This window comes from Pseudomonas sp. B20(2017) (genome assembly GCF_002113125.1).
In the GTDB taxonomy this organism is placed as follows: domain Bacteria; phylum Pseudomonadota; class Gammaproteobacteria; order Pseudomonadales; family Pseudomonadaceae; genus Aquipseudomonas.
This window is the reverse complement of sequence record NZ_NEJP01000019.1, coordinates 100,673-127,158: the sequence shown is the minus strand read 5'-3', so window position 1 is coordinate 127,158 and position 26,486 is coordinate 100,673. Positions and strand designations below refer to the sequence as shown.

General features: G+C 61.3%; 22 protein-coding genes and 1 riboswitch. Of the genes, 13 read left to right on the top strand and 9 right to left on the bottom strand.

Annotation, left to right across the window (positions count from 1 at the left end):
* Positions 1-237 precede the first annotated feature (237 nt).
* Entirely contained in the window at positions 238-2,235 is a 1,998-nt protein-coding gene (gene tkt / locus CAF63_RS24365) for a transketolase (protein ID WP_085689690.1), read from the bottom strand.
* 271 nt (positions 2,236-2,506) lie between these two features.
* Here tkt and CAF63_RS24360 point away from each other — a divergent pair, with 271 nt between their 5' ends.
* The 4 genes from CAF63_RS24360 to CAF63_RS24345 all read left to right on the top strand — a co-directional run bounded on the left by CAF63_RS24360 (position 2,507) and on the right by CAF63_RS24345 (position 7,085).
* A complete protein-coding gene (locus tag CAF63_RS24360; RefSeq protein ID WP_085689688.1) occupies positions 2,507-3,502 on the top strand; it encodes a metalloregulator ArsR/SmtB family transcription factor in 996 nt (331 codons plus the stop codon).
* 18 nt (positions 3,503-3,520) lie between these two features.
* On the top strand, positions 3,521-4,711 hold the full coding sequence (metK, locus tag CAF63_RS24355; protein WP_011336330.1) for a methionine adenosyltransferase: 1,191 nt from the start codon (positions 3,521-3,523) through the stop codon (positions 4,709-4,711).
* A 203-nt stretch (positions 4,712-4,914) separates the two neighbouring features.
* A complete protein-coding gene (gene ligB / locus CAF63_RS24350; RefSeq protein WP_085689686.1) occupies positions 4,915-6,591 on the top strand; it encodes an NAD-dependent DNA ligase LigB in 1,677 nt (558 codons plus the stop codon).
* Positions 6,592-6,689: 98 nt separating this feature from the next.
* Positions 6,690-7,085 carry a DUF1090 domain-containing protein gene (locus tag CAF63_RS24345; protein WP_007959697.1) on the top strand — a complete coding sequence of 132 codons (396 nt, stop codon included), beginning with the start codon at positions 6,690-6,692 and terminating at the stop codon, positions 7,083-7,085.
* Positions 7,086-7,217: 132 nt separating this feature from the next.
* Here the strand turns inward: CAF63_RS24345 and CAF63_RS24340 are convergent, their stop codons facing one another.
* A complete protein-coding gene (locus CAF63_RS24340) occupies positions 7,218-7,667 on the bottom strand; it encodes a cytochrome c (protein ID WP_007959696.1) in 450 nt (149 codons plus the stop codon).
* 128 nt (positions 7,668-7,795) lie between these two features.
* On the opposite strand from CAF63_RS24340, the gene CAF63_RS24335 reads away from it, so the two are divergent.
* Positions 7,796-8,968 carry a murein transglycosylase A gene (locus CAF63_RS24335; protein WP_085689684.1) on the top strand — a complete coding sequence of 391 codons (1,173 nt, stop codon included), beginning with the start codon at positions 7,796-7,798 and terminating at the stop codon, positions 8,966-8,968.
* Between the two features lie 49 nt (positions 8,969-9,017).
* Here the strand turns inward: CAF63_RS24335 and CAF63_RS24330 are convergent, their stop codons facing one another.
* Complete coding sequence (locus tag CAF63_RS24330; protein WP_085689682.1) at positions 9,018-9,401, bottom strand: MAPEG family protein; 384 nt, start codon at positions 9,399-9,401, stop codon at positions 9,018-9,020.
* A 39-nt stretch (positions 9,402-9,440) separates the two neighbouring features.
* Positions 9,441-10,274: an EamA family transporter gene (locus CAF63_RS24325; RefSeq protein ID WP_085689680.1), complete on the bottom strand. Its 834-nt coding sequence runs from the start codon at positions 10,272-10,274 to the stop codon at positions 9,441-9,443.
* A 219-nt stretch (positions 10,275-10,493) separates the two neighbouring features.
* Between CAF63_RS24325 and CAF63_RS24320 the strand changes: the two genes are divergently transcribed.
* Both CAF63_RS24320 and CAF63_RS24315 read left to right on the top strand, forming a co-directional pair.
* Positions 10,494-11,663, top strand: coding sequence for an MFS transporter (locus tag CAF63_RS24320; RefSeq protein ID WP_085689678.1), 1,170 nt, complete (start codon positions 10,494-10,496; stop codon positions 11,661-11,663).
* A gap of 105 nt (positions 11,664-11,768) precedes the next feature.
* The gene (locus CAF63_RS24315; RefSeq protein ID WP_085689676.1) at positions 11,769-13,034 is read left to right on the top strand and encodes a sodium:proton antiporter; all 1,266 of its coding nucleotides are present in this window, start codon (positions 11,769-11,771) and stop codon (positions 13,032-13,034) included.
* Here CAF63_RS24315 and CAF63_RS24310 read toward each other — a convergent pair whose 3' ends face one another.
* Together CAF63_RS24310 and CAF63_RS24305 are read right to left on the bottom strand one after the other, a co-directional pair.
* A complete protein-coding gene (locus tag CAF63_RS24310) occupies positions 13,035-13,940 on the bottom strand; it encodes a formate/nitrite transporter family protein (protein ID WP_085689674.1) in 906 nt (301 codons plus the stop codon).
* Positions 13,941-14,130: 190 nt separating this feature from the next.
* The gene (locus CAF63_RS24305) at positions 14,131-14,538 is read right to left on the bottom strand and encodes an acyl-CoA thioesterase (RefSeq protein WP_003229043.1); all 408 of its coding nucleotides are present in this window, start codon (positions 14,536-14,538) and stop codon (positions 14,131-14,133) included.
* 197 nt (positions 14,539-14,735) lie between these two features.
* Positions 14,736-14,834: riboswitch (S-adenosyl-L-homocysteine riboswitch) on the top strand.
* A 23-nt stretch (positions 14,835-14,857) separates the two neighbouring features.
* Between CAF63_RS24305 and ahcY the strand changes: the two genes are divergently transcribed.
* From ahcY to CAF63_RS24285, 4 genes are all read left to right on the top strand, one after another.
* Positions 14,858-16,267, top strand: a complete 1,410-nt coding sequence (ahcY, locus tag CAF63_RS24300; RefSeq protein WP_085689672.1) for an adenosylhomocysteinase — start codon at positions 14,858-14,860, stop codon at positions 16,265-16,267.
* A gap of 159 nt (positions 16,268-16,426) precedes the next feature.
* Entirely contained in the window at positions 16,427-17,272 is an 846-nt protein-coding gene (gene metF / locus CAF63_RS24295) for a methylenetetrahydrofolate reductase [NAD(P)H] (RefSeq protein ID WP_085689670.1), read from the top strand.
* Between the two features lie 145 nt (positions 17,273-17,417).
* Positions 17,418-18,230 (top strand): ABC transporter substrate-binding protein, encoded by an 813-nt coding sequence (locus CAF63_RS24290; RefSeq protein WP_085689668.1) that lies wholly within the window; start codon positions 17,418-17,420, stop codon positions 18,228-18,230.
* A 222-nt stretch (positions 18,231-18,452) separates the two neighbouring features.
* Entirely contained in the window at positions 18,453-20,330 is a 1,878-nt protein-coding gene (locus CAF63_RS24285; RefSeq protein WP_085689666.1) for a DEAD/DEAH box helicase, read from the top strand.
* Positions 20,331-20,575: 245 nt separating this feature from the next.
* Here CAF63_RS24285 and CAF63_RS24280 read toward each other — a convergent pair whose 3' ends face one another.
* From CAF63_RS24280 to CAF63_RS24270, 3 genes are all read right to left on the bottom strand, one after another.
* The gene (locus CAF63_RS24280; protein ID WP_085689664.1) at positions 20,576-21,169 is read right to left on the bottom strand and encodes a YceI family protein; all 594 of its coding nucleotides are present in this window, start codon (positions 21,167-21,169) and stop codon (positions 20,576-20,578) included.
* Between the two features lie 32 nt (positions 21,170-21,201).
* Positions 21,202-21,753 (bottom strand): cytochrome b, encoded by a 552-nt coding sequence (locus tag CAF63_RS24275; RefSeq protein ID WP_085689662.1) that lies wholly within the window; start codon positions 21,751-21,753, stop codon positions 21,202-21,204.
* Positions 21,754-22,093: 340 nt separating this feature from the next.
* Entirely contained in the window at positions 22,094-23,875 is a 1,782-nt protein-coding gene (locus tag CAF63_RS24270) for a flavin monoamine oxidase family protein (RefSeq protein ID WP_085689660.1), read from the bottom strand.
* 223 nt (positions 23,876-24,098) lie between these two features.
* Between CAF63_RS24270 and CAF63_RS24265 the strand changes: the two genes are divergently transcribed.
* The gene (locus tag CAF63_RS24265; RefSeq protein ID WP_085689657.1) at positions 24,099-25,505 is read left to right on the top strand and encodes an adenosylmethionine--8-amino-7-oxononanoate transaminase; all 1,407 of its coding nucleotides are present in this window, start codon (positions 24,099-24,101) and stop codon (positions 25,503-25,505) included.
* Positions 25,506-25,657: 152 nt separating this feature from the next.
* Entirely contained in the window at positions 25,658-26,377 is a 720-nt protein-coding gene (locus tag CAF63_RS24260) for a 16S rRNA (uracil(1498)-N(3))-methyltransferase (RefSeq protein WP_085689655.1), read from the top strand.
* Positions 26,378-26,486 lie beyond the last annotated feature (109 nt).

The following is a 26,486-nucleotide window of genomic DNA, read 5'->3' as shown; positions in this document are numbered from 1 at the left end:
ACGACCAATCCGGCCGTAGCCGTTGAGTGCAACTTTGTAGGGACGCGGTTGAGGCATGGGGTTCTCGATTACCGTGGTGTATCCGTTGATGCGATGGCGCCTGAACCATCGCTATCGCGAGCAAGCTCGCTCCCACATGGGGCATATGTTGCAAACACTATTTGTGTCACACAACAAATCCCCTGTGGGAGCGAGCTTGCTCGCGATGGCGTCAGTTCAGGCGACACCTTTTCTGGATCAGTCTTCCAGCAGCTCTTCAGCCTGACCCAGGATGTTTTCCAGGGTGAAGCCGAACTCTTCGAACAGTGCCGAAGCCGGAGCCGATTCGCCGTAGGTGGTCATGCCGATCACACGACCTTCCAGACCCACGTACTTGAACCAGAAGTCGGCGTGAGCCGCTTCGATCGCGATACGCGCGCCGACCTGCAACGGCAGGACCGATTGCTTGTAGCTGGCGTCCTGAGCGTCGAACACGCTGGTGCATGGCATGGAAACCACGCGCACCTTGCGGCCCTGCTCGGTCAGTTTGTCGTAGGCCTGAACGGCCAGACCGACTTCCGAACCGGTGGCGATCAGGATCAGCTCAGGCTCGCCTGCGCAGTCCTTCAGCACGTAACCACCACGACGGATGTCGGCAATCTGGCCGGCATCACGGGTTTGGTGCTGCAGGTTCTGACGCGAGAAGATCAGCGCCGACGGGCCGTCCTTGCGCTCCAGAGCGTTTTTCCAGGCCACCGCCGATTCAACGGCATCGGCTGGACGCCAGGTGTCGAGGTTCGGCGTGCTGCGCAGGCTGGTCAGTTGCTCGATCGGCTGGTGCGTCGGGCCGTCTTCGCCCAGACCGATGGAGTCGTGGGTGTAGACGTGGATGACACGCTGCTTCATCAGAGCGGACATGCGCACCGCGTTGCGGGCGTATTCCATGAACATCAGGAAGGTCGCGCCGTAAGGCACCAGACCGCCGTGCAGGGCAACGCCGTTCATGATGGCGGTCATGCCGAATTCGCGCACGCCGTAGTACATGTAGTTGCCGCTGGCGTCTTCGGCGCTGACGCCTTTGCAGCCTTTCCACAGGGTCAGGTTGGAACCGGCCAGGTCAGCCGAACCGCCCAGCACTTCCGGCAGCAGCGGGCCGAACGCGTTCAAGGTGTTCTGGCTGGCTTTACGGCTGGCGATGGTTTCGCCTTTGGCCGCAACGTCGGCGATGTAGGCATCGGCCTTCTCGGAGAAGTCGGCCGGCAGCTCGCCGCTCAGGCGACGGATCAGTTCGTTGGCTTCGGTCGGGAACGCGGCGGAGTAGGCAGCGAAACGCTGATCCCACTCGGCTTCGGCGGCGCGGCCCTTTTCCTTGGCATCCCACTCGGCATAGATGTCGGCCGGGATTTCGAACGGACCGTGGTTCCAGTTCAGCGCCTGACGGGTCAGGGCGATTTCCGCGTCACCCAGCGGGGCGCCGTGGCAATCTTCCTTGCCTTGCTTGTTCGGCGAACCGAAACCGATGGTGGTCTTGCAGCAGATCAGGGTCGGCAGCGGGCTCTTGCGAGCGGTCTCGATGGCGGTCTTGATCTCTTCCGGGTCGTGACCGTCGACGTTGCGGATCACTTGCCAGTTGTACGATTCGAAACGCTTCGGCGTGTCATCGGTGAACCAGCCTTCGACTTCGCCGTCGATGGAGATGCCGTTGTCATCGTAGAAGGCAATCAGCTTGCCCAGGCCCAGAGTCCCGGCCAGGGAAGCGACTTCGTGGGAAATGCCTTCCATCATGCAGCCATCACCCAGGAACACGTAGGTGTGGTGGTCGACGATGTTGTGGCCAGGACGGTTGAACTGCGCGCCCAGTACTTTTTCTGCCAGGGCGAAGCCCACGGCGTTGGCCAGGCCCTGACCCAGCGGGCCGGTGGTGGTTTCAACGCCCGGGGTGTAACCGAATTCCGGGTGGCCCGGGGTACGGCTGTGCAGTTGACGGAATTGCTTCAGGTCGTCGATCGACAGGTCGTAGCCGGTCAGGTGCAGCAGCGAGTAGATCAACATCGAGCCGTGGCCGTTGGACAGCACGAAGCGGTCACGGTCGGCGAACGATGGATTGCTCGGGTTGTGCTTGAGGTAGTCGCGCCAAAGCACTTCGGCGATATCTGCCATACCCATAGGGGCACCGGGATGGCCGCTGTTGGCTTTTTGCACGGCATCCATGCTGAGGGCACGAATGGCGTTGGCACGCTCACGACGGCTAGGCATCGCTGATCTCCTGGGTGTGAATAGATTGAAACGGAAAAAAGGAGGGCATTTTCCCTCACCCGAGCGCCTCGGGGCAATGACAGATAGTCATCCGGAGGCGTTTTTCCCATGGATAACATCGGTTTCGGTTGGTGAAACCTTTCCGCTGTTCGTTTGTAGAGTTAACCGGGCGGTGAGAAGTGCAATCGAATGCGCCATCCATCGAGCAATATCAAAACTTTTTGATATAGACCTTGCGATGCCTTCAGGCCGTCACTAGACTGCCAGCCCTATGAACTTACGCGTGCCTTCCATTCGCCATGACGATTGCGATGAGCTGGCGGCCCTGTGCAAGGCCGGCGGCGATCCGCTGCGGCTGAATGTATTGCGCGCCCTGGCCAACGATTCGTTCGGCGTTCTGGAACTGGCGCAGATTTTCGATATCGGCCAGTCCGGCATGAGCCATCACCTTAAAGTGCTGGCGCAGGCGGATCTGGTGGCGACTCGCCGCGAAGGCAATGCGGTGTTCTATCGCCGCGCCCTGCCCCACACCGAGTTGCTGGGCGGCAAGTTGCACGCGGCATTGTTAGAAGAAGTCGACAATCTGGCGCTGCCGGCCGACGTTGAATCCCGGATCGCACAGGTTCACGGGCAACGCGCGGCCAACAGCCAGGACTTTTTCGCCCGGGTCGCAGAGAAATTCCGCGCCCAGCAGGATTTGATTGCCGGCCTGCCGCAATATCGTGAAAGCGTGCTGGCCCTGCTCGACAAACTGAATTTCAATGGCGCAGCCACGGCCATTGAAGTCGGCCCCGGCGATGGTGCATTCCTGCCGGAACTGGCGCGCCGCTTCGGCACCGTAACCGCACTGGACAACAGCGCGGCGATGCTCGAACTGGCCCGCCAGGTGTGTGAACGTGAAAAGCTGACTAACGTCAGCCTGCAATTGGCCGATGCATTGAATGGCGTGAGCCTTCAGGCCGATTGCGTGGTGTTGAACATGGTGTTGCACCATTTCGCCGCGCCGGCCGAAGCGCTCAAGCACATGGCCAGCCTGCTGCAACCGGGCGGTAGCCTGCTCGTGACAGAGTTATGTAGCCACAACCAGAGTTGGGCCAGGGAGGCCTGCGGTGATCTGTGGTTGGGGTTTGAACAGGACGATCTGGCCCGTTGGGCCACCGCTGCGGGACTCGTTCCCGGGGAAAGCCTCTATGTAGGCTTACGTAATGGTTTCCAGATCCAGGTCCGCCATTTTCAGCGACCGGCTGGCGACACTCACCATCGGTAAATTCAGGAAAACATCGAGATGAGCGAATACTCCCTCTTCACCTCCGAGTCCGTGTCTGAAGGACATCCGGACAAAATCGCCGACCAGATTTCCGATGCAGTGCTGGACGCCATCATCGCCCAGGACAAGCACGCACGCGTTGCGGTGGAAACCCTGGTCAAGACTGGCGTGGCCATCGTTGCCGGTGAAGTGACCACCAGCGCCTGGGTCGACCTGGAGCAGATCGTTCGTGACGTGATCTGCGACATCGGCTACACCAGCTCCGACGTCGGCTTCGACGGCGCGACCTGCGGCGTGATGAACATCATCGGCAAGCAGTCCCCCGACATCAACCAGGGTGTCGACCGTGCCAAGCCTGAAGATCAGGGCGCCGGCGACCAGGGCCTGATGTTCGGCTACGCCAGCAACGAAACCGACGTGCTGATGCCGGCACCGATCACCTTCTCGCACCAGCTGGTACAGCGTCAGGCCGAAGCCCGTAAATCGGGTCTGCTGCCTTGGCTGCGCCCGGACGCCAAGTCGCAAGTGACCTGCCGTTACGAAGGCGGCAAGGTTGTCGGTATCGACGCCGTGGTTCTGTCGACCCAGCACAACCCTGAAGTGTCGTACAACGACCTGCGCGAAGGCGTGATGGAGCTGATCGTCAAGCACGTGCTGCCTGCCGAACTGCTGAGCAAGGACACCCAGTTCCACATCAACCCGACCGGCCAGTTCATCATTGGCGGCCCGGTAGGTGACTGCGGTCTGACCGGTCGCAAGATCATCGTCGACAGCTACGGCGGCATGGCCCGTCACGGCGGCGGCGCGTTCTCCGGTAAAGATCCATCCAAGGTTGACCGTTCGGCTGCCTACGCTGGCCGTTACGTTGCCAAGAACATCGTGGCTGCCGGCCTGGCCGAGCGTTGCGAGATTCAGGTTTCCTACGCGATCGGTGTGGCCCAGCCTACCTCGATCTCGCTGAACACCTTCGGTACCGGCAAGATCAGCGATGACAAGATCATCAAACTGGTTCGCGAAGTGTTCGACCTGCGTCCATACGCGATCACCACCATGCTCGACCTGCTGCACCCGATGTACCAGGAAACCGCAGCCTACGGCCACTTCGGCCGTGCTCCGCAGACCAAGACTGTTGGCGAAGACACTTTCTCCACTTTCACCTGGGAAAAAACCGACCGCGCCGACGCTCTGCGTTCCGCTGCCGGCCTGTAATTTTCCTGGCGGTACAAGAAGCCCCGCACGGTTCGCCGTGCGGGGCTTTTTCGTTCGTACCCTGTGGGAGCGAGCTTGCTCGCGATGAGGCCCGAATCGGCGACATCACCTCCGCATCGGAAACAGCTCGCAAAACACCCACCGCTCTCAACAACAATTCCTCGCCTAGCCTTCAAGCACCTCCCTGAGCAAGGACGCTCACGATGCTTGCCACACTGCGCCTGTTTCTGTTTTTCCTTCCGGTCTTCCACCTCAACGCCTTCGCTGACGATTGCCCCGACTGGGCCGCCGCCCGGGCATCGAGCGAAGTCGCCGCCCTGCAACAACAGATCGACCGCTGGGACGACACCTATCATCGCGAAAGTCGCTCGGTGATCGCCGATGAGCTCTACGATCAGTCACGTCTGCGCCTGAACCAATGGCGCCGGTGCTTCAAACTTCCCTCACCGCCCGAGCCGTTGCGCACCGCATCAGGCCCGATTGCGCACCCTGTCGCTCACACTGGTCTGGACAAGCTTCATGACGCGGCGGACATCGCCACCTGGCTGCGCGACCGCCAGAACGTCTGGGTACAACCCAAGGTCGATGGCGTAGCGGTGACCCTGATCTATCGCGACGGTCGACTGCATCAGGCGATCAGTCGCGGGGATGGTGTTCGCGGGCAGGACTGGACCGTATCGGCAAAAAGGATCGGAGCCATTCCGCAACAGCTGACGCAACCGCAGGATCTGCTGGTACAAGGCGAACTCTACTGGCGCTTGAACGGGCATACGCAGGCACGTGCCGGCAGCGCCAACGCTCGCGCCACCGTGGCCGGCCTGCTGGGGCGCAAGGATCTGGACGCGAAACACGCTGCCAGCATCGGGCTGTTTGTCTGGGACTGGCCGCAAGGGCCGAAGGATTTGCCGGAGCGAATCGCGGCCCTGGCGCAATTCGGCTTTCCCACCACGGAGCCCTACAGCCAGGCCGTCGCCAGCCTGAGCGACGCGCAACACTGGCGCGATCACTGGTATCGCTCGCCATTGCCCTTCGCCACGGACGGCGTGGTTCTGCGTCAGAGCCTGCGGTCACCGGCGGAGCGCTGGCAGGCTCGGCCACCCTACTGGGCCGTCGCCTGGAAATACCCTTTCGCCCAGGCGCTGGCCGATGTGCGCAAGGTGAACTTCAAGATCGGCCGCACCGGGCGCATCACGCCGGTGCTTGAACTGTCGCCGGTGATGCTCGATGACCGGCAGATCAAACGGGTCAGCGTCAGTTCGCTCAGGCGTTGGCAGGAGCTGGACATTCGCCCCGGCGATCAGGTGGCAATCAGCCTGGCCGGGCTGACGATCCCGCGCCTGGACAGCGTGGTGCTTCGCAGCACCGAACGCGCCGGTCTGAACGTTCCGCTCGCCAGCGACTTTCATGCTTTGAGCTGCTGGCAACCGACGCCTGGCTGCGAAAGCCAGTTCCTCGCGCGCCTGACCTGGCTCAGCGGCAAGCAGGGGCTGGCCCTGTCGCATGTCGGTCGAGGCACCTGGGAGAAACTTCTGGAAACAGGCCGCCTGAACAGCCTGCTGGATTGGTTGACCCTCGACGGGCCGGAGCTTGCTAACATTGCCGGTCTCGGCGAGCGCAGCAGCGCCCGCCTGCTGCACAATTTCCACAGCGCCCGCCAACGGCCGTTCCTGCAGTGGCTCAAAGCCCTGGGGCTGCCACCGACCGGTCAGGCAACACTCGCCGATTCATGGCAGGCGCTGGCACAACGCAATACCGAACAATGGCAGGCAGAAGCCGGGATCGGCCCGGGTCGCGCGGCGCAATTGAGCGCCTTTTTTCGCGACCCGCAGGTACTGGCCCTGAGTGAAACCCTGCAAGCCGCCGGCGTCGACGGCTTCTGAACATGCAATCCCCGGCCCGCCGGGAACCCAATGTCCGCCGGAGCGCTCCAACAGCGCAGTGCTTTACCGACCCGATTGCCTTTGCACATGGAGCTTTTATGAAATTTCTCGCACCGCTCGCCCTGCTGTCATTCTGCGCAGTCCTCGCCGCCCCAGTGATGGCCGACGAAGACGCGCCGGGCCTGACCGGTTGTGCCGCCAAGAAGCAGGGCATCATCAATCAGATCGAACAGGCCAAGTCCCGCGGCAACGCCGACCAGCAGGCCGGCCTCGAAACCGCTCTGCGCGAAGTCACCGAACACTGCACCGACGCGGGCCTGAAGAAAGAGCGCGAAAACAAGGTGCTCGACGCCAAGCACGAAGTGAGCAAGCGTCAGGCCGATCTGGACAAGGCCATGAAGAAAGGCGATCCGGAGAAGATCGACAAGCGCAAGAACAAGCTCGCCGAATCGCGCAAGGAATTGCAGGACGCGCTGGACGAACTCGACAAGTAACCGCCAATGCGTTGAATGTGATGCCCTCTTCGCGAGCAAGCCCACTCCCACATCAGACCGGGTTGCTCAGGTGAATACGGTCAAGTGCGGGAGCGGGCTTGTTCGCGAAGGCGTCCACTCAAACAACAGAAATCAATGGTCCCGAAATTCTTTATGGCAGGCACTGCAGGCATCTTCGACTTTCTGCACGGCCGGCCCCAGGTTGCTGGCCTTGTAGGGTTGAACCTTGCTGGCGATCACCAGTTCACCGGTGGCCGCTTCAAGGGTGCGGGCCATTTCCTGGAAGCGCGCCTGTTTCTGCCAGACATCGTCCTTGGCGCTGGTGTGATCTTCTTCGCGCACCTGCGGGAAATGTTTCCACGGCTCATGGGACAACGCATCGAGCTTGACCGCACCTTCCGCAAATTTCGGCCCGTCGAAGGCAATACGTCCGCGCAGCATGCCGCCCAGGTCTTCGCCGGTCTTGAGCATCTGCTTGAAGATCGCCTTGCGCTGACCCAGCGGGGAATTCGGGTCGACACCGCCACAGGCGGACAAGGTCAGACAGGCCAGCAATACAACAGAAATTCTTTTAAGAGTCATGGTGGCTTCAGGTCACGGAAATCGGCGGCCAGTATCCTCGGGTCACCGCCAAACACCAATAGCCCTATTAACAATAAGGGTTGCTTGAGCGCATGGAGCACTTCTGCAACCGGCACAGGAAATTCTCCATGAACAGCCGTTTCAAGGCCTGGCGTCATCCGCTTATCGCGGCCCTCCCGCTGCTGGCGATCCTCGCCGGCTGCACCGGTGGCGACAGCGCCAAGCCGAAAACCCACGCCCTGGCCACGTATTCCAGTGCCACCTGGGAAGCCCTGCCGGCAGTGTCCGATAGCGATCTGGTAGCCGGTTTCGGTTCCTGGCGCAGCGCGTGCACCCGGCTCAAGGCGGACCCGGTCTGGGGCCCGACCTGTGCAGCCGCCGGCAACGTGCCGCAAAGCGCCGGCGACATCCGCACCTTCCTCAAGCAGAACCTCGACGTGTTCGGCCTGCGCGCCGAGAACGACAACCCCAACGGTCTGATCACCGGCTACTACGAACCGGTCTATCCCGGTAGCCTGACGCAAACCGCCACGGCCAACGTGCCGGTGTATGGCGTGCCCGAAGACATGATCATTGTGTCGCTGGACAGCATTTACCCCGAACTGAAAGGCAAGCGCCTGCGCGGCCGCCTCGAAGGTCGCGTGCTCAAGCCTTACGACGACGCGGCGACCATCGAAAGCCAGGGCGTCAAGGCGCCGGTCGTGGCCTGGCTGACCGATCCGATGAACCTGCAATTCCTGCAGATTCAGGGTTCGGGGCGGATTCAGACCGAGGACGGTCGCCAGCTGCGCATCGCCTATGCCGACCAGAACGGTCACCCGTACCGACCGATCGGCCGCTGGCTGGTGGAACAGGGCGAGCTGAAAAAAGAAGAAGTCACCATGGGTGCGATCAGCAACTGGGCCAAGGCCAACCCGTCGCGCATTCCGGAAATGCTGGCGAGCAACCCGAGCTACGTGTTCTTCACCCGCAATCCGGACAGCAACGAAGGGCCGCGCGGCTCGCTGAACGTGCCGTTGACCGCCGGTTACAGCGCGGCTGTGGACCGCAAGGTGATTCCGCTGGGCAGCCTGTTGTGGCTGTCGACCACTCGCCCGGACGGCACGCCGCTGGTGCGCCCGGTGGCTGCTCAGGATACCGGCGGCGCGATTGCCGGTGAGGTTCGCGCGGATCTGTTCTGGGGCACTGGCGATGCCGCCGGGCAACTGGCCGGCGACATGAAGCAGCAAGGGCAGATCTGGATGCTCTGGCCGAAAGGTGCAGCGCTGCCGCAAGTGCCGCAGGTGGCCGACAAGCCATAAGCGCAACGCAAAAGATCGCAGGCCTCGTCAGCCTGCGATCTTTTCAGCTTCAGACCGAAACGAAGAAGAAACTGGCAATCAGCCCCATCCCGACAAACCACACCAGCGACCGCAGAATCGCCCAGTCCGCCAGATAGCAAATGATGTAGAGCAGGCGACTGGTGATGAACAGCACCGCCAGTACATTGACCGTCACCAGCTCTGCAGTGCCCACCAGGTGCGCGACGATCACCGCAGTCGCAAACGCCGGGGTCACTTCAAAACTGTTCAGTTGCGCCGCATGGGCACGGCGCGCCACGCCATCCACGCTGTCCAGAAAGTCCCGGGGATCATGATTGTCCCGCAGTCTGAAACCACCCGAGGCCTTGGCCACGACGGTGCACAGATAGGGCAGAAAGATCGCGATCAACACACACCACAGAGCCACCGTCATAACGCCGTCCTTCTTTCGAGTTTTAGAGTTGCCGGGCGGTCAGAGCTTCATCACCAGCATGCCGACCAGCACCAGCCCACAGGCTAAGAGCCGTGGCCGGCCGAAAGGTTCTTTCAGGTAACGCATGCCGAACAGCACCACCAGGATCACGCTGATTTCACGCAACGCCGCCGCTTCGGCAATCGAGCCCAACTGCATCGCCCACAGCACCAGAGCGTAGCTGAACAACACGCAGAACCCGACCGCCAGTCCCAGCTTCCATTGCTCGCGCCAGAACAGCTTGAACGCCGGACGCTTGGCCACCCACGCCAGCAACGGGAACGGCCAGGCACTGAGCAATGTGACCCAGACCAGGTAATCCAGCGGATGCGACCAGCGCCGCAACGCCTGGCCATCGATGTAGGTGTAGCAGCCGATGCACAAGCCGATCAGCGCTACTACCGGCAGCATCGACCACGGCAGATGTTTCCCGCCGCCGCCCTGCCAAAGCAGGCAGGCCATGCCCAGCGGGATCAACAGGATCCCGAAGATCTGCTGGGTGGTCAGCACTTCGCCGGCGAAGATCAGGGTCAGCGCCAGCACTACCAGCGGCGACAATCCGCGCATCAATGGATAGACCAGCCCCAGGTCGCCGACCCGATAGGCCTGGATCAACAGGTAGCGATAGAGCAGCTCGAACGCCGCCGACGCCAGAATCCACGGCCAGATATCCGGCGGCGGCAGGCTGATGAAAGGGAATGCCAGCGCGACGAACAACAGTGCCACGGTGTCCATGCAGGCCACCACCAGCAGCCGCTCGGCACTGAACTTGATCAACGTATTCCACGCTGCGTGCAACAGCGCCGCCACCAACACCAGAGCTGTCGCCAGCACGTGCCACTCCTTGCTTCTTGTTATTGAGCCTGAGCCAATTAGTCAGATTATTGATTCGCGATGTGTCAGCAGCTGTTTATACTGCAAGCGACCACGCCGCACTCAGTTGCGCACAGACAAATTCCAATAATTCCTGCCTGCCCCGTTCTCGTCCGAGACCGGTCGCCGGCCTGCGTATGCCTGATCAAAGCGTCAAGACTACCGACAGAGACCTTGCGCATGCCACTCGCCTTGCTTGCACTCGCTGTTGCCGCTTTCGGCATCGGCACCACTGAATTCGTCATCATGGGCCTGTTGCCCGATGTCGCCCGCGACCTCGCGGTGAGCATTCCCCACGCCGGCCTGTTGATCACCGGCTACGCCCTGGGCGTGGTGTTCGGTGCGCCGATCCTCGCGATCGGCACCGCCAACATGCCGCGCAAGGCCACGCTGCTGGGCATGACGCTGATGTTCATCCTCGGCAACGTGCTGTGCGCACTGGCGCCGAACTACGCAACGCTGATGGCGGCGCGAGTGGTCACCGCGCTATGCCACGGCGCGTTTTTCGGCATCGGTTCGGTGGTAGCCGCCGGGCTGGTCGCGCCGAACAAGCGGGCACAGGCGATCGCGATGATGTTCACCGGTCTTACCCTGGCCAACGTCCTCGGCGTGCCGCTAGGCACCGCGCTCGGCCAGTACGCTGGCTGGCGCTCGACCTTCTGGGCGGTCTCGGTGATCGGTGTGATCGCCGCCCTCGCCCAATGGCTGTGGTTGCCGAAACACATCCCGATGGACAAAGCCAACCTCGCCAGCGAATTCAGGGTGCTGGGCAAGGTCAACGTGTTGTTGGCGCTGGGCATGAGCGTGCTGGCCTCCACCAGCCTGTTCAGCGTGTTCACCTACATTGCACCGATTCTGCAGGACATCACCGGCGTCAGTCCTCACGGAGTGACCGTGATGCTGTTGTTGTTCGGCGTCGGCCTGACCGGCGGCAGCATGCTCGGCGGACGCCTGGCCGACAGCCGTTTGCTGCCGTCGCTAGTGGGTGTCGCGCTGGCGGTGGTGGTGATTCTGGCGGCGTTCAGCCAGACCAGTCGCTCGGTGGTTCCGGCGGCAATCACGCTGGTGCTGTGGGGGATTTTTGCCTTCGCCCTGTGCCCGATCCTGCAACTGCTGATCATCGATCAGGCGCATGAAGCACCGAACCTCGGCTCGACCCTGAATCAGAGCGCCTTCAACCTCGGCAATGCGGCCGGCGCGTGGATCGGCGGGCTGGTGGTCGCCAGCGGCGCGGACCTGGCGGACTTGCCGTGGACTGGCGCGCTGGTGGGCGTGCTGACCGTGCTGACGGCGCTGTTTTTCATCTACCTGCAACGTCGGGGTGTCGCTGCGGTCAATGTGTCCGGCTGATTTTCCCGGGGGACACAATTGTGTCCCCACCCGGCGTCAGCCCATCCAACCCTTGCGTCCATGAATGGGCGCGCTGTCTTTCACCCCCCATCCAAAGGACCCCGGATGCTTGAACTCGTCGCCGCTTTCATCTGCCTCACCACCCTCCTCACCTTCGTCAATTTCCGCTTCATCGGCCTGCCCCCGACCATCGGCGTGATGGTTACCGCACTGATGTTTTCCCTGTTGCTGCAAGGCCTGAGCCTGCTCGGTTACCCCGGTCTTGAAGAGCGCGTGCAGCAACTGATCGGCCAGATCGACTTCGGCGATCTGCTGATGAACTGGATGCTGTCGTTCCTGCTGTTCGCCGGCGCCTTGCACGTCAACCTGAACGACCTGCGCAACTACCGCTGGCCAATCGGCCTGCTGGCGACCTTCGGCGTACTGATCGCCACCGCCGTGATCGGCAGCCTCGCCTATTACATTTTTGCCCTGTTCGGCTGGCACGTGAGCTTCCTCTACTGCCTGTTGTTCGGCGCACTGATTTCCCCGACCGACCCGATTGCGGTACTCGGCGTGCTGCGTACCGCCAACGCCTCGAAGCCGTTGAAAACCACCATCGTCGGCGAATCGCTGTTCAACGACGGCACCGCCGTGGTGGTGTTCACCGTGCTGCTGGGCATCGCGCAACTGGGCGAAACCCCGACCGTCGGCGCCACAGCCATGCTGTTTGCCCATGAAGCCATCGGCGGCGTGCTGTTCGGCGGGCTGATCGGTTATCTGGTGTATCTGATGATCAAGAGCATCGAACAGCACCAGATCGAAGTCATGCTGACCCTGGCACTGGTGATCGGCGGTTCGGCGATGGCCACCGAGCTGCACGTCTCGGCGCCGATTGCGATGGTGGTCGCCGGTCTGATCATCGGTAACCTAGGTCGCAACCTGGCGATGAACGACATGACGCGCAAATACCTGGATGGTTTCTGGGAATTGCTCGACGACATGCTCAACGCCCTGCTGTTCGCGCTGATCGGGATGGAGCTGTTGCTGCTGCCGTTCAACTGGCTGCACGTGGCAGCGGCAAGCCTGCTGGCGCTGGCGATTCTGCTGTCGCGCCTGCTCACCGTGGCCCCGGCCATTGTTCTGTTGCGACGCTGGCGTACGGTGCCGCGCGGCACGATCCGGATCCTGACCTGGGGTGGTTTGCGCGGCGGTGTTTCGGTGGCGTTGGCCCTCGCCCTGCCGCTGGGCCCGGAGCGCGATCTGCTGCTGAGCATCACTTACATCGTGGTGCTGTCGTCGATCCTGTTGCAGGGCCTGACCATCGGCAAACTGGTCAAGCATGCAACGCGCGACGAGCCGGCGACCGCTGCCGAGCCCGCGCACCATTGATCATTTCTTGATCCGCTGCGGATCGGGCTTTTCGGCCTGGTCCGCAGATTCCTTCGGCGCATCCGTTTCTTTCGGCGCACCGCTTTCACTGCGGATCTGCGCATGACTGATCAGGGCAAAGATGAAACTGCCGCCGATAATGTTCCCCGCCAAGGTCGGTCCGGCAAACACCGCCCAGAAATCACTCCACGGCAGCTCGCCGGCAAACACCAGATACGACACCTCCGCCGACCCCACCACGATGTGGGTGAAATCGCCCAGCGCCATGAAATAGGTGATGAGGATGATGATCCACATCTTCGCGCTCTCCATGGACGGAATCATCCAGACCATGGTGGCGATCATCCAGCCAGAAACGATGCCCTTGGCGAACATCTGACTCGCGTGGTTCTCCATGACCTTGCGGCCGATTTCGAGGAAGGCCTCGTCGGTCTTGCTGTCGAAGATCGGCAGTTCGAGCATCACGTAAGCCACCAGAATCGTGCCGCACAGGTTGCCGAACAATACGACTGTCCAGAGTCGGATCAGTCGGCCGAAGTTGCGGATCGTCGGTTTAGTCATCACCGGCAGCACGGCGGTCAGGGTGTTTTCGGTGAACAGTTGCTGGCGGGCGAGGATCACTGCGAGAAAGCCTGCGCAGTAGCCGAAGCTGGCGATCACCTTGAATTCGTCGCCCTCGGGCAGACGCGAATTGAGCAGGCCCATGCCCATCAGCGACAGGCCCATGGTCAGCCCGGCCGCCAGCGCCGACCACCACAGTGCAGCGATGCTGCGCTCCAGTTCCTGGTCGCCCTGTTTGCGGATGATTTCATGCAGGACCGCCGCGCGGGGCGGCTGGTTTTTCTCGACTTCGTGTTGTTCCTTGGCCGAGAGGTCGGGGGTCTTGCCGTCTGTTGGGGTGGTCATGGCGTGGGAACCGTAGAGGGGCTTTTAGCTACGACCCCTGCGGTTCATGGCTGTTCAGTAGCCAGATAAATCTTCGGTGACTGCACAACCGCTTTCGCGAGCAAGCCCGCTCCCACAGTTGACCGAGTTGCGGGGGAGCACGCGGTCTAATGTGGGAGCGGGCTTGCTCGCGATGGGGGCACCGCCGATATTACTTGGTGACGAGTTCGTCTTCCTTGAACTGGTCTTTGACGTACTTGATCTCGGTCCGCCCGTGCGGGGCCGGCAGGCCGTCTTCGCCGAGGTTGACGAAGACCATCTTCTCGACGGTCAGGATGCTTTTGCGGGTGATCTTGTTGCGCACTTCGCAGGTCAGGGTGATCGAGGTACGGCCGAACTCGGTGGCGGTGATGCCCAGTTCGATGATGTCGCCCTGGCGCGAAGCGCTGACGAAGTTGATTTCGGAAATGTACTTGGTCACCACACGCTGGTTGCCCAGTTGAACGATCGCGTAGATCGCCGCTTCTTCGTCGATCCAGCGCAGCAGGCTGCCGCCGAACAGGGTGCCGTTGGGGTTGAGGTCTTCGGGTTTTACCCACTTGCGGGTGTGGAAATTCATCTTCACTCCTGAGCGTCTTGCCGAATGATGGCGCCATCTTGGCAGACTGAGCGGTCATGCTCCATGAGGCTTCTACTATGGTCGCGATTGGCGATCTTCATCCGGCCGACAGAAACCCTTTGGAAGATCAGTCTAGACGGCTATAATCGCCCCCGTTTCAAAACGGTAACCTTCACTTGATACCGTTTTCCCGCCACCTGTCCGAGGGGCGCTGCAGCAGGTTCAACCTGTCAGGCTCGGATGGGGCGTTGGCCGGCTTGCGCCGGACACTAAACGCACAACGGCGCCCATTCGCATACATTACGAATGGAGGCTCTTCATGAGCGCTGTTATCACGCCTGCAGATTTTAACGATTACAAAGTTGCCGACATGTCCCTGGCTGCCTGGGGCCGTCGCGAAACCATCATCGCCGAGTCGGAAATGCCGGCCCTGATGGGTCTGCGCCGCAAGTACGCTTCCGAGCAGCCTTTGAAAGGCGCAAAAATCCTCGGCTGCATCCACATGACCATTCAGACCGCCGTGCTGATCGAAACCCTGGTTGCCCTGGGTGCCGAAGTGCGCTGGTCGTCCTGCAACATTTTCTCGACTCAGGATCAGGCCGCTGCTTCCATCGCCGCTGCCGGCATCCCGGTTTTCGCCTGGAAAGGCGAGACTGAAGAAGAGTACGAGTGGTGCCTGGAGCAGACCATCCTGAAGGATGGCCAGCCTTGGGACGCCAACATGATCCTCGACGACGGCGGCGACCTGACCGAGCTGCTGCACAAGAAATACCCACAGGTTCTGGACCGTGTTCACGGCGTGACCGAAGAAACCACCACCGGCGTACACCGTCTGCTGGACATGCTGGCCAAGGGCGAACTGAAGATCCCGGCCATCAACGTCAACGACTCGGTAACCAAGTCCAAGAACGACAACAAGTACGGCTGCCGTCACAGCCTGAACGACGCCATCAAGCGTGGCACCGACCACCTGCTGTCCGGCAAGCAAGCGCTGGTCATCGGTTACGGTGACGTGGGCAAGGGCTCGGCCCAGTCCCTGCGTCAGGAAGGCATGATCGTTAAAGTCTCCGAAGTCGACCCGATCTGCGCCATGCAGGCCTGCATGGACGGTTTCGAACTGGTTTCGCCGTTCATCGACGGTATCAACGACGGCACCGAAGCGAGCATCGACAAAGCGCTGCTGGGCAAGATCGACCTGATCGTGACCACCACCGGTAACGTCAACGTTTGCGACTCAAACATGCTTAAAGCCCTGAAGAAGCGCGCCGTTGTCTGCAACATCGGTCACTTCGACAACGAAATCGACACCGCTTTCATGCGCAAGAACTGGGCATGGGAAGAAGTGAAGCCACAGGTACACAAGATCCACCGTACCGGCCCGGGCGCTTTCGACGCTCAGAACGACGACTACCTGATCCTGCTGGCCGAAGGCCGTCTGGTGAACCTGGGCAACGCCACCGGTCACCCGAGCCGCATCATGGACGGTTCGTTCGCCAACCAGGTTCTGGCGCAGATCTTCCTGTTCGGCCAGAAGTACGCCGACCTGTCGCCAGCCCAGAAAGCCGAGCGCCTGACCGTTGAAGTACTGCCGAAGAAACTCGACGAAGAAGTGGCCCTGGAAATGGTTCGCGGCTTCGGCGGCGTGGTCACCAAACTGACCAAGCAACAGGCTGACTACATCGGCGTGACCGTCGAAGGCCCGTTCAAGCCGCACGCTTACCGCTACTAACAGGCGCTGACTGCTCGCTCTTCCTGTGGGAGCGAGCTTGCTCGCGAAGGCGGTTTATCATTCAACACCATTGTTGTCTGACTCACCGTTTTCGCGAGCAAGCCCGCTCCCACATGGAATTGCAGCGCCTCGAAGGTTCTTGTTTCCAAGGGTATGACCATGTCCCAAGACCGTCGCTACAGCTTCGAGTTCTTCCCGACCAAGACCGATGCTGGGCATGAAAAACTGCTCGCCACTGCCCGTCAGCTGGCCACCTACAATCCTGATTTCTTTTCCTGCACCTACGGCGCGGGCGGTTCGACCCGTGACCGCACGCTGAACACCGTTCTGCAGCTGGAAAGCGAAGTCAAAATCCCCGCCGCCCCGCACCTGTCGTGCGTCGGCGACAGCAAGGACGACCTGCGCGGCCTGCTGAACGAGTACAAGGCTGCCGGCATCAAGCGCATCGTCGCCCTGCGCGGTGACCTGCCATCCGGCATGGGCATGACCAGCGGCGAGCTGCGTCACGCCAATGAACTGGTTGAATTCATTCGTGAAGAAACCGGCAATCATTTTCACATCGAAGTCGCCGCCTACCCGGAGATGCATCCGCAAGCGCGCAACTACGAAGACGATCTCGCCAACTTCGTGCGCAAGGCCCGTGCCGGCGCCGACAGCGCGATCACTCAGTACTTCTTCAACGCCGACAGCTACTTCTACTTTGTCGACCGTTTGCAGGCGCTGGGCGTGGACATTCCGGTGGTGCCGGGGATCATGCCGATCACCAACTACAGCAAACTCGCGCGCTTCTCCGATGCCTGCGGTGCGGAAATTCCGCGCTGGATCCGCAAGCAGCTGGAAGCCTACGGCGATGACGCCCAAAGCATTCAGCGCTTCGGTGAACAAGTCGTCAGCGAGATGTGCGAACGCCTGCTGCAAGGCGGCGCACCCGGCCTGCACTTCTATTCCATGAACCAGGCCGAACCGAGCCTGGCGATCTGGAACAACCTGAAGCTGCCGCGCTAAAAGACGTAACTGCAAGAACAGAAGATCGCAGTCGTGACAGCCCTGAAACGCTGTCGCCGCTGCGATCTTTTGCTTTTAACGCCCGAAACAGAGCTTCTGCAGCCCGTTTCTGGCTCTTTGCCGTTTCTCGTCGTAATCTCAAGCCATGCCTTTGATCACGCAGTTCTTCGCCTTACTGGTTTTTGCTTGCCTGAGCTTTGCGGCTCGGGGCGAGAAGCTGCGTATCGTCACCGAACCGTGGGCACCTTACGTCTATGAACAGGATGGCAAGAACCTCGGACTGGACTACGAAACCACCGCCATCGTGTTCAAGCGCCTGGGCATCGAAGTCGAATGGCAGTTTTTGCCGTGGAAACGCTGCCTGTCGATGCTCGAAACCGGCCAGGCCGACGGCGCGCTGGACATTTTCCACAGTGACGAGCGCGACACCATGCTGCTCTATCCAAGTGAGCCGCTGTCGGATGTCGAGTTCGTGATGTTCTATGCCAACGACCGACCGCATCCTTTTCGCTCGCTGGAAGATCTCAAAGGCCTGACCATTGGTACGTCACCGGGCTATCTCTACAGCCCGGACTTCAGGGAATCACCCCTCTTCACCCGCGAGCCGGCCCCGACCCACGAAGCCAACTTCGGCAAACTGGTGCGCGGGCGGATCGATCTGCTGATCACTGATCGCCGCGTGGGTCAGCATTTGCTCGATGAATTGAATATCCGCGATCAGATCACCGAAAACCCGACCGTTATCAGCCGCCAGAGCCAGTTTCTGGCCGTGCGGCGCAATGCGGGGATGGATTTGCTCGTGCAGCGCTTCGGCGCCGAACTCAAGCGTTTCAAGCGCGAACCGGCCTATGCCGAGCTCAGCGCCCGCTACGGCGCGGCCCCCGCCCTGACGGCGCCGCTGGGCAGCGCCACCGCCAGCGGCAAAACCGTTGAGCAGCAGGAAAGCAGCGCGCAGTGATTGCTCTGTTATACTCCGGCGTTCCCGCCAGGCTCACGCCCGGACGCCCGGAACCGTAACAGGCCTCCCGACCCGCTACAGCGCAGCTTTTCAGCCCGCGCGAGCGCTCCGGACGTGCCTTCGGAACCGCAGCAGGACCGGACGGGATTGCGTCCCCTTAAACGCCATTCGCGCCAGGCAAGACTCCCATTGGGCCAAGCCCTAACTGAAACAGGATTACTCATGTCCTTTGCTTCCCTCGGTCTCTCCGAGGCTTTGGTCCGCGCTATCGAAGACGCGGGCTATACCGAGCCTACTCCGGTGCAACAGCGGGCCATTCCCGCCGTGTTGCAAGGTCGCGACCTGATGGTTGCGGCACAGACAGGTACCGGTAAAACCGGCGGTTTCGCCCTTCCGATCCTGGAGCGACTGTTCCCCAACGGTCACCCGGACAAATCCCAGCGTCACGGCCCGCGCCAGCCGCGCGTTCTGGTGCTGACCCCGACCCGCGAACTCGCGGCCCAGGTGCACGACAGCTTCAAGATCTACGCCCGTGACCTGAAATTCGTCAGCGCCTGCATCTTCGGCGGCGTCGGCATGAACCCGCAGGTTCAGGCCATGTCCCGCGGTGTGGACGTGCTGGTTGCCTGCCCGGGTCGTCTGCTCGACCTGTGCGGCCAGGGCAGCGTCGATCTGTCCCACGTTGAAATCCTCGTGCTCGACGAAGCCGACCGTATGCTCGACATGGGCTTCGTCCACGACGTGAAGAAAGTCCTCGCGCGTCTGCCGGCCAAGCGCCAGAACCTGCTGTTCTCGGCGACTTTCTCCAAAGACATCACCGACCTCGCCGGCAAGCTGCTGCACAACCCGGAACGCATCGAAGTGACGCCGCCGAACACCACGGTCGAGCGCATCGAGCAACGGGTCTTCCGTCTGCCGGCCAGCCACAAGCGTGCGCTGCTGGCCCACCTGATCACCGCCGGCGCGTGGGAACAGGTGCTGGTGTTCACCCGCACCAAGCACGGCGCCAACCGTCTGGCCGAGTACCTGGACAAGCACGGCCTGCCGGCTGTGGCGATCCACGGCAACAAGAGCCAGAACGCCCGCACCAAAGCCCTGGCCGACTTCAAGGCCAACCAGGTGCGCATTCTGGTGGCGACCGACATCGCGGCCCGTGGTCTGGACATCGACCAGTTGCCACACGTGGTCAACTTCGAACTGCCGAACGTCGATGAAGACTACGTGCACCGTATCGGCCGTACCGGCCGGGCCGGTCGTTCGGGCGAGGCGATCTCGCTGGTCGCGCCGGACGAAGAAAAACTGCTGAAAAGCATCGAACGCATGACCAAGCAGAAAATCGCCGACGGCGACCTGATGGGCTTCGATGCCAGCACCATCGAGGCCGAGAAGCCGGAAGCCCGTGAACGTCCGGACATGCGCAACCCGCGCAATGCACGCGGCCCACGCGGTGACGGCCCGAATGGCGGCGGCGGTGGCGGCGGTCGTAAAGACAAAGGCAAAGACAAGGGCAAGGAAAAACCTGCCGGCGAACGCGGTGAGCGTGGCGAGCGTCCAGCCCGTCAACAAAAACCCCGCGAAGGCACCCCGGCCCGCGAACAGCGCCAGCCAAGCCAGCCGCCACGCGCCGCTGCTGACCGCGCTCCGGACGAATTCCTCGACGACGATATCGATAACTTCGGTAACCGCGTTGATTACGTGCCGAAGCAGGCTCCGGCCGGTGGTCGTGGCCGCCGTCCTGGTGGTCAGGGCCAGGGCGCCGGTTCGGGCGCACCACGCGGCGGTCAGTCGCAGGGTCGCCAGAACGGCCCGCGCAACAGCAATGGTTCGAGCACCGGCACCCCGCCGGGCAAACGCAACGGCCCACGCAACGGTGCCCCGCGTGACGGTCAGGGTCGTCGCGATGAGAATTCGCGCAACCGCCGCCCGGCCCGTGACGATCAACAACGCGCTGAACCAGCCGTGCAGAACCCACGCAGCAGCGGGCCGAAGATCATGCACAAGGAATCGAAAGCCGACCGCTTCCCGACGCCTGAGCAGCTGGATCAACTGCCAAGCCGCCCACGCGGTGAAAAACCGGCCTTGCTGACCCGCAATCGCTGAGTTTTCAACCGCAATGAAAAATGCCCCGGCTCGAAAGAGCCGGGGCATTTTTTATAAGCAACGCACGCCATCCCCGTGTGGGAGCGAGCCTGCTCGCGAAGAGGCCATCACATTCAATGTGGATACTGGCTGTCACTACGCTTTCGCAAGCAGGCTCGCTCCCACAGGAGATGTGTGCATGTTGCAGGCAATAAAAAACGCCCCTGGTCGCAAGACCGGGGGCGTTTTTGTATGTCTGGCGAAAATTACTTCGCTTTGACACCTTCAAACGAAATGTACAGGTCGACGTTGTCGGACTGTGGACCCAGATCCATCATCTTGCCGAAATCAGAGCGCTTGATGCTGGTGGTGCCTTCGAAGCCGGCACGGTAGCCGCCCCATGGATCCTTGCCTTCACCCAGGAAGGTTGCCTTGACCACGATCGGCTTGGTCACGCCGTGCAGGGTCAGGTCGCCGGTCACGTCAGCCGTGTCTTTACCAGCGGCGTTCTTGCCGGTGGATTTGACGCTGGTGGAGACGAACTTGGCATCAGCGTATTTGCCCACGTCCAGGAAGTCTTTGCTGGAGATGTGCTTGTCACGCTCGGCGTGGTTGGTGAACACGCTGGCGGTCTTCACGTCGAACTCGATCTTGCTGTCTTCAGGCTTGGCAGCGTCGAAGCTGAACTTGCCGCTGATGTCCTTGAACGTACCGGTGATGAAGCTATAGCCCAGGTGGCTGATCTTGAAGTCGACGAAGGCGTGCTGGCCTTCTTTGTCAACCACGTAGTCAGCGGCCATCACGTTGGCGGACAGGACGGCAGAGCCGATTGCCAGAGCGGCCAGAGTCTTTTTCAACATGCTTTGTTTTCCTTTGGAGTCGAGGTTGAACATCAGGCTTTGCGTCCCAGCATTCGCGTCAGGGTCGCATCACGATCGATAAAGTGGTGCTTCAATGCTGCCAACGCATGAAGGCCGGAAAAAATTACCAGCGCCCATGCCAGCCAGAGATGAATCACACCGGCGGTATCTGCCTGATCCGGTAGTCCGGAAACCAGTGCAGGAACTTCAAACAGGCCAAACACCGGGATCCCGACACCGTCTGCGGTGGAAATCAGGTAACCGGCAATCATCACGGCAAACAGACCGAAGTACAGAAACGCGTGGCCGAACTTGGCGCCGAGGCGCGTCATGCGGCTGTAGCTTTCCAGCGACGGCGGCGGCGGACTGACAAATCGCCACAACACCCGCAACACCATCACACCCAGCAGCACCAGACCGATGCTCTTGTGCAGATCCGGCGCGTCTTTGCGCCAGGTGCTGTAGTAATCCAGCCCTACCATCCACAAGCCCAGCGCGAACAGCCCAAAGACCGCCAGCGCCACGCCCCAGTGCATGAAGATGCTGACCCAACCGTAGCGCGAAGAAGAGTTACGTAGCTGCATTGCCCAAATCCTGTGAGAACTGCGAACCAAGACTAGCGAGTTATCTATCGAATTAAAGCGGAAAATTTTGCTTTGAAATATCGAGAAATACGATCAAGAGTCTTGAACAGGGTTGTTAAGGAAAGATTAAAGACAAAAGTGTGACTGGAGGTTAGCCGACAGGTCTTCAAATTTCAGTGCCCGTATCGATCCCATCGCGAGCAGGCTCGCTCCCACAGGAGATTGCATTCCAGCTGAAGGAACACCGTCGAATGTGGGAACGAGCCTGCTCGCGATGGCGATCTTTCAGGCAAAAAAAAGCGCGGCCTGAAAACCGCGCTTTTTTATTCACCGCAAAGCCTTACTGCGCTTTGGTCTCGGTGGTTGCCGCCGGTTTGGCCGCTGGCTTCTTCGCCGGTTCAGCTTTTTTCGCTGCAGGCTTGGCCGCAGGTTTTTTCGCTTCGGTCTTGGCCGCCGGTTTCTTCGCTGCTGGCTTGGCTGCCGCTTTCTTCGCCGGCTCCGCTTTTACCGGGGCTGCTGGCTTCGGTGCTTCCACCGGGGCTGGCGCAGGGGCCGGGGTCGGTGCAGGCGCTGGAGCGGCTGGAGCAGGTGCCGGCTCAGGCGCTTTCACTGGCTCTGGCTTCTTGTCGTCGTCCGAACCGCCGAACAGGTTGGTGAAGAAGTTGCCTTTCTTCGCCGCCACGGCTGCACCCGCTGCACCCGCCGCTGCTGCGGTGGCCGCGGCCGGGCCGACCTTGGCCGGCTCGAAGGATTTGCCCGCCGCCAGGTCTTCAACCTGACTGGCCGCGCGCTGGCCGGTGCGCAGTGCGCCTTCGAGGGTGCCTGGGTACAAGGTGTCAGTGTGTTCGCCGGCAAACGCTACGCGTTGCAGCGGACGCTCCCACAGGCGCCAGTATTTGCTGATCTGGCCAGGACCGAAGGCGAGGTAAGAACCGCCGGTCGATGGATCGGTGCTGTAGCGACGGATTTCATAACCGGTGAACGAGCCACGGGCCTGTGGATAAAACGCGTGCAGACGGATCAGCACCTGATCGACCATCTGCTTGTCGCCGAAGGCCTGCATGACGCGGGCGTTGTCGCCGGACAGGTTGATCACCACGTTCGCGCCGCCCTTCAGGGCCGGCTCGATCCACAACATGCCAAGTCCGGTGTTGCTGTAGATCTCGCCGGACATCCGCGCTTTGCTTTCCCACACAGGCGTCTTGAACTTCAGCATGATCTGGTCGCGCCAGCCGTAGTTGGTGCCCTTGATTGCGGCCAGGTGCTGGGCGTCCAGCGCCGGGGTCAGTTGAATCTTGCTCAGGGCACGCAATGGCACGGCCAGTACGACGTAGTCTGCCTGATAGCCAACGCTGCCGACCTTGACGGTCACGCCGTCCTTGTCCTGGGTGATGGAGGAAACCGGCGAGTTGGTCTTGATGGTTTTCAGCTGTTTGACGAAGGCCTGCGCCAGCACCGGGCTGCCGCCCACGAGGCGCGAGGCACGCAGATCACGGTCGGATACACCGCGGTAAACACGGTTTTGCTGTGCGAAGTACAACAGCGACAGGCGCGACGGCTCATCGTAGCGGCTGCGGATTTGCTGGTTGATCAACTGACGCGCGGTGGCCGGCAGGTTCTGTTTATCGAGCCAGCTCGAAACGTTGATCTGGTCCAGCGCGTGCAGCGTATTGGTCGCCGCTGGATTCTGCGGGTCGTCAATCGAGCGCGACAGATCATCGAGGGTTTTCTCGTAGCGCTTGAGCGCTTCGGCCGTGGCCGGTTGTTTGGTGGTCAGGTCGGCGGCGGAGAAATACTCGCCGTCGATCAGATAACCTGGAGTCCGTACGAATTCAGGCGCTGGCGTGGTGTTCAGCTTGAAGGTCGATACGTACTTGTTCAGCACCGGTTGAGTCTTGTCGTTGCCGATCCACTCGCTGGTGGCCATGCCCGAGCGACCGCCCAGGCTTGGCTTGGCTTCGAGCAGCGTGACCTGCCAGCCCTTGTTCTGCAGTTCGTAAGCCGCCGTCAGGCCCGACAGGCCGCCGCCGATCACGATTGCGGTTTTATCCTTGGCCAGCGCCGTAACGCTAAACAGCCCCAACACCACCAGCGCACAGGCGCGCAGCCAACCGACAGACATTCAGCGAACTCCGGAAAAACACGTAGGAAAATGCAGTTTTGCGGGTCAGACGACCCAAAGAACCGCGAAGAATACGTCAGCCATCAAAACGCCGCCAGCGACGTCTATCGGCCCATACAAAGTAGCTCAATCGACACAATGGGTTGTCCCGGCGCGACGCATTGCATAGGCTTGCGCGATTGTTTGCCCGCGCCTGACGCGAGCCGCCTCGAGGAGACTGAACATGGGCCTGAACAACCAGTGGATGCAACGCGATCTCGCGGTGCTGTGGCATCCCTGCACCCAGATGAAAGACCACGAACAGCTGCCGCTGATCCCGATCAAGCGCGGTGAAGGCGTCTGGCTGGAAGACTTCGAAGGCAAGCGTTATCTGGATGCGGTCAGCTCCTGGTGGGTCAACGTGTTCGGCCACGCCAACCCGCGCATCAATCAGCGCATCAAGGCTCAGGTCGATCAGCTGGAACACGTGATCCTGGCCGGTTTCAGCCATCAGCCGGTGATCGAGCTGTCCGAGCGTCTGGTGAAGATGACGCCGGAAGGACTGAACCGAGTGTTCTACGCCGATAACGGTTCGTCCTGCATCGAAGTCGCGCTGAAAATGAGCTTTCACTACTGGCTCAACCGCGGCCAGCCGAACAAGAAGCGCTTTGTCACCCTGACCAACAGCTACCACGGCGAAACCATGGCGGCGATGTCGGTCGGTGACGTGCCGTTGTTCACCGAAACCTATAAAGCGCTGCTGATGGACACCCTCAAGGTGCCGAGCCCGGATTGCTACCTGCGCCCGCAGGGCATGAGCTGGGAAGAACACTCACGCAACATGTTCGCGGCGATGGAGCAGACCCTGGCCGATAACCACGACAGCGTCGCTGCCGTGATCGTCGAGCCACTGATCCAGGGCGCCGGCGGCATGCGCATGTATCACCCGGTGTACCTCAAGTTGCTGCGCGAGGCCTGCGACCGCTACGGCGTGCATCTGATTCACGACGAAATCGCCGTCGGCTTCGGCCGCACCGGAACCATGTTCGCCTGCGAGCAGGCCGGCATCCGCCCGGACTTCCTGTGCCTGTCGAAAGCCCTGACCGGCGGTTATCTGCCGTTGGCGGCGTGCCTGACCACCGACGAGGTGTACAGCGCGTTCTACGACGATTACCCGACCCTGCGCGCCTTCCTGCATTCGCACAGCTACACCGGCAACCCGCTGGCGTGTGCGGCGGCGCTGGCAACCCTGGATATTTTCGAGCAGGACAACGTGATCGAAAACAACCGGGCGTTGGCCCAGCGCATGGCGTCGGCGACCGCGCATCTGGTGGATCATCCGAATGTTTCGGAAGTCCGTCAGACCGGCATGGTGCTGGCGATCGAGATGGTCAAGGACAAGGCATCGAAAGAAGCCTATCCATGGCAGGAACGTCGCGGCCTGAAGGTGTTCCAGCATGCGCTGGAGCGTGGCGCGTTGCTGCGTCCGCTGGGCAGCGTGGTGTATTTCCTGCCGCCGTACGTAATCACCCCGGAGCAGATCGACTTCCTCGCCGAAGTTGCCAGCGAAGGCATCGACATCGCCACTCGTGACAGCATCAGCGTGGCGGTGCCGAAGGATTTCCATCCTGGATTCCGTGATCCGGGCTGATTCGGCTTACTTGAGATTTGCAGTGCCTGGACTGCCTCTTTCGCGAGCAAGCTCGCTCCCACAGCGAAGTGCATTCTAAATGTGGGAGCGAGCTTGCTCGCGAATGAAGTCGACTCCGATCCAACTGATTCACATCTTTTCAGAGAACCACCATGAGACTGTCCCGCTTCTTTATCGACGCCCCGCTCAGCACCGGCGAACACGAACTGCCGGAAGCTCAGGCGCATTACATCAGCCGCGTGCTGCGCATGGCCGAGGGCGATGCGGTGCAGATGTTCGACGGCTCCGGCCATGAATTTCGCGGATCGCTGGTGGAAGTCGGCAAGAAACGCGTGGTGGTGCAGATCGACGAGCAGCTCGCCGGCCAGGTCGAATCGCCGTTGCAAATCCATCTCGGCCAGGGTCTGTCCAGGGGCGAGCGGATGGACTGGGCGATCCAGAAAGCCACCGAACTGGGCGTGACTGAAATCACCCCGATCTTCAGCGAACGCTGCGAAGTCCGCCTCAAGGACGAACGCGCCGACAAACGCCTGCTGCACTGGCGCCAGGTGGCGATCAGCGCTTGCGAGCAATGCGGTCGTTCGCGAGTGCCGGTGATTCATCCGCCGATGCTACTGTCCGACTGGCTGAAGCAGACCGAAGCCGAACTGAAACTGGTGCTGCACCCGGTGGCCGAGCCGCTGGTGAGCCACGCCAAACCATCGACGCTGGCGTTCCTGATCGGCCCTGAAGGCGGCTTGTCTGACGCCGAAGTCGAGCAAGCCAAGGCCAACGGTTTCCACGCCGCCCGCCTCGGCCCGCGTGTGCTGCGTACCGAGACCGCGCCGGTTGTGGCGCTGGCGGTGGCACAGCAACTGTGGGGCGATTTCTAAGACGCCATCGCCAGCAGGCTGGCTCCCACAGATGATCTGCGGTGCACACAAAATCGCGAACACCCAAATCCAATGTGGGAGCCAGCAGGCTGGCGAATGGCAGCACCTC